The sequence below is a fragment of the Bartonella sp. AP20NXHL genome (assembly GCF_042196165.1).
Lineage (GTDB): Bacteria > Pseudomonadota > Alphaproteobacteria > Rhizobiales > Rhizobiaceae > Bartonella.
On sequence record NZ_JBHIPV010000030.1, the window covers coordinates 1 to 7,454 of the forward strand.

At 43.3% G+C, this 7,454-nt stretch carries 1 protein-coding gene and 1 pseudogene; both read left to right on the plus strand.

Going from position 1 to position 7,454, the window contains the following annotated elements; genetic code table 11:
- The first annotated feature begins 1,009 nt into the window (after positions 1-1,009).
- Positions 1,010-2,807: pseudogene (locus ACFILL_RS08455) on the plus strand (ShlB/FhaC/HecB family hemolysin secretion/activation protein).
- 25 nt (positions 2,808-2,832) lie between these two features.
- Positions 2,833-7,454 (plus strand): filamentous hemagglutinin N-terminal domain-containing protein (locus tag ACFILL_RS08460; protein WP_375643732.1); only part of this gene is annotated, 4,622 nt, incomplete at its 3' end.

Genomic DNA, 7,454 nt, shown 5'->3' on the forward strand with positions numbered 1-7,454 from the left:
TAAGAGAGAGCGTAAAGTGACATGTTCATTATCATACTTATTAAAGTGATGCATATTACAACAGGGCTCCGTTTTCACATAAGGGTTTAATTCTCTTCAAAAGAATCAAAACGAAGCTTATTAAATCCATTTTGAACGAATTGAGAAAAAATGCAGAAAAATGCTAAAAAAGCCGATAATTTTTTCAAAAAGTTTTTTTAAAGCTTGTTTATCCACAGCCCATGACACGGGGTCAGATCAGCAAAATAGTGAAATTTGCTGTTTATTTTATGGAAAAAAGACAAATGAAGCATGTGCTTTTAAATTATCATAATGATTATTTTGATAGGTTTTATGAGTCACTAAAATAATCTATTTTGTCAGTTTAATTTACTGACACAAACTGACAAATATATATTATTGATTGTATTTAAGGTTGTATTATCGATATAGGTTGTATCGTTAAAATACTAACATATTGAAATATAATGTTTTTAATTTTCTCTCATTTAAAAAAAATAATATAGGAGCTAGAATGAACTGACAAGACTGACAAAACTCTTCTGATAAGGTCACTCAGATCATTTGCTTTTGGAAAAAAGTTCCTTGATGAGAATGCCATAAAAAGAGTTTTGCGTGGTTGTCTTAAAGACTTCAAAAGAGATTTCTTATTGTTTTATGCTGTTGTTTTTGACGATAGGATGTGCTTGATAGCATGATGTCTCGTTTATATGCGTGTTGAGTGGCTTAGAGGAGCTGGAGAGTGAATTTATCTCTAATTATTGATAAATATATTGTAGCATTAAACTGGGGATATTAATGTATTAACCATTGACGGGCTAAACAGTTTTGTTTAGAGGTTTCTTTATATAGATGTGGGGGAGAGATCTTCAGCAGTTAAAATAAAGCAGTTTTGGGTGTCACTTTTTTGGTCACAAAGGCATGTGCTTTTGTTAAAAGCGTCATAGGGCAGTGGCTGTTTTGAGTGGACTTGTTAGAGGTTTCATGAAGTTCTTTTAAAGAGTGCTTCATGAATAATGCAAAGCGGGGGCAATCTGTATTGTTATTGATATTTTTACGCCAAAGTTCTCTTTTGAGAATTTTTCCTGCCATTGTTGTTTTCTTTGGCTTGTTTACAGGTGTAAATGTTTATGCGCGCTCCTCAGCTATTTTTCATTCCCCAACAGATAATTTTTCTCGCCAACAATCTGAGAAGCAGCAATTAGAAAGAATTGAGAAATTACGCGCTTTAACGCCTAAAAGGATCAAGACGCCTTCAGAGCAAAATCCAGAAACGCTTTTGGGTGGGAAGCAATGTTTTCCCATTCATGCTCTTGTTGTTGAGGGAGTGCACCATGTCAAAAAGCGCTCTATATCAGCCGTAACAGAGCCTTATGTTGGAAGATGTATTGGTCTTTTTGATATTCAGCTCTTAATCAAGAAGTTAACCAAAGTTTATTTGGATCAAGGCTATGTGACGGCGCGTTTTTACATTCCTGATCAAGATATCAAAAACAGCAAGACGCTCAAATTTGTTGTCATTGAGGGGAAACTTTCAGAGATTTACTATAATGGTTCACCGGCGTCTCGTTATAACAATGTTGTATGGAGTGCTTTTCCTGGGCTTCAAGGTCATGTTCTGAACATGCGCGATATTGAACAGGGGCTTGATCAGATCAACCGTTTGAGTTCAGCGCACGCTCAAAGCGAACTTCTTCCAGGGCGTGAAGAAGGGAGCACCATTGTCAATATTAACAATCATCCCGATAAAACTTTCAAGGTTACTGTTTCTCATGACAATATGGGACAATCTTCCACGGGTTATGCGCGTTATAGTGCGGGCTTGAGGGTAGAAAATATTTTAGGGATGAATGATGCGTGGGATTTTAACTATCAGCGCAGTCAGACAGATTATTGGGGTGGGAGCAAGCAAGAAGGACATAGCAATAACATTTCAGCGAGTGTGAGTATTCCGTACGGTTATTGGACCTTTGGATTGAATGGCACTGTTTATAATTACCAAAGCATTATCCCTGGCAATTTTACCGATATTGAGACGACGGGGGATTCCAGTGAGTTGCACGCCAGTACAAGCAGAGTTCTTTATCGTGATGGTGTTTCCCTTACAACCTTGAATTTAGGTCTTTCTTATAAAAGAACCAACAATTACCTTCTTGGCAATAAGATTGAAGTGGGTAGCCGTCAATATAGCGTCGCCAATTTTGGGATTTCGCATTCGCGCCAGATGTTGGGGGGGGACTTGGACCTTTGATGTGAGTTATTTGCAAGGGCTCCCTTTGTTTCATTCTGTCAAGAAGCACGATCCAGGAGCAGGGGATGCGGAGCCACAATTTGCCAAATTTACTGGTACGCTTAGTGTCATGACGCCTTTTAAGGTAGGGAGCTTGGACTTTATACTGAGCAATCTTTTGAGTGGTCAATATTCACCGCATAATTTATTGGGTGCTGAACAGATTTCGTTGGGGGGCGCTTCCAATGTTCGTGGCACGCGTGAGAGTTTGCTTTTTGGCAATAACGGTTTTTTTAGCCGGAATGATTTGTTGTTGCGCACCATTCCGTGGAGCAATCACGCGACCTTCAAAAAAGTTTTTGGTGAACTTCGCCCTTATGTTGGTTTGGATTATGGGCGTGTGTTTTCGCAAGCTTTGTATGGGATTAAGAGTGACCAGCTTGCCGGTTGGACAGCCGGTGTCAAGCTTGCGGGAGGCATGGTCTCTCTTGATGCCAGTTATTCCAGTATTTTTTGGAGCACAGTTAAGCACAAAAAATCAGGAACATTTTTTATGACATTAACAATGGAACTTTAAGCATTTTTTATTGGGGAGTTAAAGTATGAGATATGAGAAGAGAGCAGAAAGAGCAGCTTTATTAGGTGTTTTAGTCTCCAGTACGATGCTCAAAAAGGTTTTATTTGGGGGACTTGGTTTTTCTTGTTTGTTAGCCCCTTCAGCGTTACAGGCACAAATTACTGTGGATCCTAACGCTAATGCCGCCCATCGTCCAGATATAGTAGCAGCGCCCAATGGGGTTCCCTCGATTGATATTGTTACCCCCAATGGCAAGGGTTTATCACACAATAAATATAACGATTTTAATATTGGAAATCCAGGTGTGATTTGGAACAATCATGCGCAAGAAGTGGGGCAATCGCAGTTGGGGGGCATTATGCCGGGCAATCCGCATTTGCGCCTCACGGGTTCAGCGAAAGTGATTTTAAATGAAGTCACCAGCAGCAAGCGTAGTGCCTTGAATGGTCCAGGAGAGGTTTTTGGGAGCCCCGCCGATGTGATTATAGCCAATCCCAATGGGATAAGCTGTGATGGTTGCGGTTTTATCAATACGCCCCATGCGACCTTAACCACAGGTGTACCCGAAATTGATGCGAGCGGTTTTTTGAAAGGCTTTGAGGTGCGAGGTGGGGATATTACTTTTGGCGCCAAGGGAGCCAATTTTTTCTCAGGCCAAGGGGCTGTTGATATTGTCGATATTGTCTCACGCACGGTGCATTTTGAAGGAGCTGTTGCGGGCAAGGAAATTGGAGTGACAGCAGGGACGGGTCACTTTGATTATGCTTCACGGGAAATGAAAGAGCTAACTGATATTACCGGTAAACCGGAATATGCGATAGATGGTTCTGCTTTGGGGGCTCTACAAGCGGATCAGATTAAACTTGTGGCAACAGAAAAAGGTGTTGGGGTTCGTATGCGCCATGATATGGCAGCCAATGCGGGGCAGTTGCATCTTTCTGCTGACGGGAAAATCTCGTTGAAGAATGTTTTTGGTCATGGGGGCGTTGTCCTCAAATCGAAAAGCCAGAGCGTATTGGCAAAGCACATCACCTCGAAAAAGCATATTGATATTGCCGCCCATAAGGATGTGACGTTAGAAACGGTTGGTGCTGATGGTCATTTGAAGATAGAGGCGCAGGATGGGCTTTTATCGATTGCCGGTAAGGCAACCTCTGGGGGCAATATGGAGCTTTCTTCGCGCCAGACACTTCAAGTTTCAGGGCTAGGGTCAGGTGCTGATATGGCTCTTGAAGCGGGCGGAGACTTGAAGCTTGAGGGGATTGTTTTAGCGCAAGGGAACCTCAAGGCGCATGCCGGTGGTGATATACAGGCGCAGCTTTTAGCCGGTGGGGTTGATATGGCGGCAACGGGTGCTGCTGGTGTTGTTGTTCTTGGCACCCAAGGGGATGTTGATCTCCAGAGCAGTCAAGGTGCGATTGTCGCTGAAAGTATTTATGGGGCAGGAGATATCACCCTGGTTTCTCATAATGGGCTATCTGTTTCTCAAACAATTCTGTCGCATCAAAATGTTGCCATTCAAGCACAACCAGAAACAAATGCTCCCGTTCATTTTAGACAACTTTTAGCCTATGGTAAGGCAAATATTGAGGGTGGGGCGGTTGACTTTTCTTCGCTGATGACGGGTGAAAAAGCTGTTTTAAAGGTTGGCAGCCTTGATGCTGGCACACTGATGACAGGTGTCGTTTCTACGGGCGGTTCAGGGGATCTTGTTTTAGATAAAAACGGTTTTCTTTTGATTACAGCAAAAGAAGGGGTGAAGGTTGGTCAGATTGCCAGTGGTGGCAATATTGAAATTTTTGCAGGCAACGACATCTATTATGATCAGGTCATGGGCTATGGCAGTGCAAAATTGACATCGGTATCTGGAGAGATCAGTGTTGAGAATGTGCTGTCTGCTGAGGGGGATGTGAGATTGACAGCAAACACTCTCGATTTAAGCAATAATCGTTCTCATATTTACACGCCGCAAACGCTGTATTTAATTGCAGATCATATTGATGTCTCAGAGAGCGAATTGGTTTATGGCGGTTTAGATTTTAACAGCACCAATGCCCTTGATATTCACAATGCGCGGCTACAAGCCGTGACAGATCAGGGTGGAACTGGAGATATTCTTTTTGTTGCTCCAAGCGTTATGGTTGATGAGACAACTTCTGTTTTAGCAGCACGAGATTTCGTGATCAAAACGGGGGAGCTTGGAAATAGCGGTCAATTGGCATCGGGGCAGGATTTAGTCTTTAGCGTGACGGGGGATGTGACCAACAACAAAACGGGCTTAATTTATGTGAAGGGCAATGGTGCTTTACAAGTTGATGGTGCTTTGCTCAATGATTTTGGCACCATAATGACAGAAGGTGATTTATCTTTCACCAATGCAGCTGGCAGCGGAAAAAGCCTTTCGCTTGTGAACAAAGCAGGCTTTATTCAAGCTGGTGGAAACTTAAATATCCAAACCAACACCCTGAAAAACGAAGCTGATAGCACGCCTGTCATCATGGAAAAAACGGAATATAGCGATATTTCTTTCCAAAGACCAAAGGGTTCTGATCAACTCAGTGATGGGATGTTATATCAGGAGGACCCCAATCTTTGGGGAAAGGGGCACGAATATCAAGAAGATAAACTAATAGGAAAAGGGCATGTAGAACTTTTTTTGGATATTCCACTTTGGGCGAGCAAAGAAGGAACCTATGGCACTGCAATTTCAAGCGATGGAATAGTTTATAAGGCATTCACTTGGAAACATAAGTCTATAAAGAAGGAATTGTCTGTACACCGGTATCAATGGAATGGTGATAGGTGGGGGGTCTTATCCCCAAATGAACACTGGTCACATATGACAGAAAAGACTGTCACACAAGCATTTTCGCATAAACCAACAGTTTCGGGGGTAATACAATCTAGTGGCAACCTCATCATTAACGCTGATACCATTGACAACCATTATAGCTCTATGAGAGCAGGGGGAAATGCCAATATCCACGCCAATGTGCTCACCAATTTGGGGGCAACAGCTTATAAAAACACTTATCTTGGTTGTCAGGCTTATACAGACAGTTGTTATGGCTATAAAGCTGATGGAAGCCGCGATGTTTCTTTAGATATAGCCAATGGCAAGGATCGCCAGATTGGTTCAGAAGCTTTGGAGAGCGTTCCTGGTCTTGTCCAAGCGGGTGGCACGTTGAATTTGGTGGTCGATCAACTCAATAACACGGCAGCGGAAGGTTCGATTACAGGGGATGCGCATTTTAAAGCACAAGCAGCTGAACGTAAACCACTGGAGTCCTTAAGTGGTTTAACCGGGGTTGATGCTCTCTTTACACCAAAAGTGGATCTCAATAATGCGGGGGAACTTGCTGAGGGGCTTCCTTTACCAAAGCCCCAATCGGGTGGGGTTGGGGGCACGCTGCCCAATCAAAATTTCATTTATGAAACGCGGGCAGAATTTCTTGATGTCGGCAAGTTTTATGGTTCAGCCTATTATTTGAACAGAATTGGCTACAATCCTGACAGAGAGATTTTTTTCTTAGGCGATGCTTATTTCGAAAAGCAGCTGATTGAAAAACAAATGCGTGATCTGGTTGGTCAAGGTTTGGGTAAAGGCTCCTTTATTCCTGGAAGTGATGCCATTGAACAAGTCAAAACCTTGCTGGATGTCGGGGCAGAATATGCAAAAGCACACAATCTCCCCTTTGGTGAGGCTTTGAGTGAAGAACAATTGGCGTCCCTAGAAGCCCCGATGGTGATTTATGTGCGCCAACAGGTCAAGGGCATGGATGTTTACGCACCGGTGCTTTACATCCCTGAAAAAGACAGAGCCTCCTTTGTTTCTGCTGGGGCTTTGATCATGGGCGATGATGTCAATATCACCAGCCAAAATACGAGCAATTCCACAATAACTAATTCAGGGCGGATTGCGGCAAATCACCAATTGCATGTGCATGGCGGGGATATTTTTAGTAAAGGGGGGCATTTTGCGGCGGGTGGGGATGCTGTTCTCCTTGCGGAGAAGAATATTCGTTTAGATGCAGGGCGCACAACGGTTGACGGCGTGGAGACCGTTTTAAACACCGAGGCGCTTTCTGCTGGTGGTAATGCAACGGTGATTGCCAAACAAGATATCACCGCCTCCGGGGTGGGGATCACTACCGGAGGTGATCTTGCCATGGCTACAGAAGAAGGTAACTTGACGATCGGTTCAGCAGAAACCCATTACCATGATGAGCAGGGTGATGCCACCATGCATCATAAATCAGAAGTCAACTCTGGAGGCTCAACAACGCTTTCCTCTGGAAAAGATTTGAATATTTTAGGCTCTGATGTTCAAGCAACGGATAAACTTCTCTTGCAAGCTGAGAGCAATGTTTCGATTGATGCCACACGCAACAGTGCCAATAGTCATCGCGGGGATCAAACCTTTCATGTTGCCTTGCACAATGGCTCTCATTTAAGTTCTGGAAAAGAGACCACTGTTCTCTCTGGAAAAGATATCCATATTGCTGCTTCCGATATAGATGCCAAGGGCAATGTTGGTCTTGGTGCCCAAGGGGAAATAGCGATAGGGGTAAGAAACGATGAGATGGAGTATCATCTTCAGGGCAAAAACACGAAAGTGGATATGCAAGCCTCTCATGCCGTTGGCTC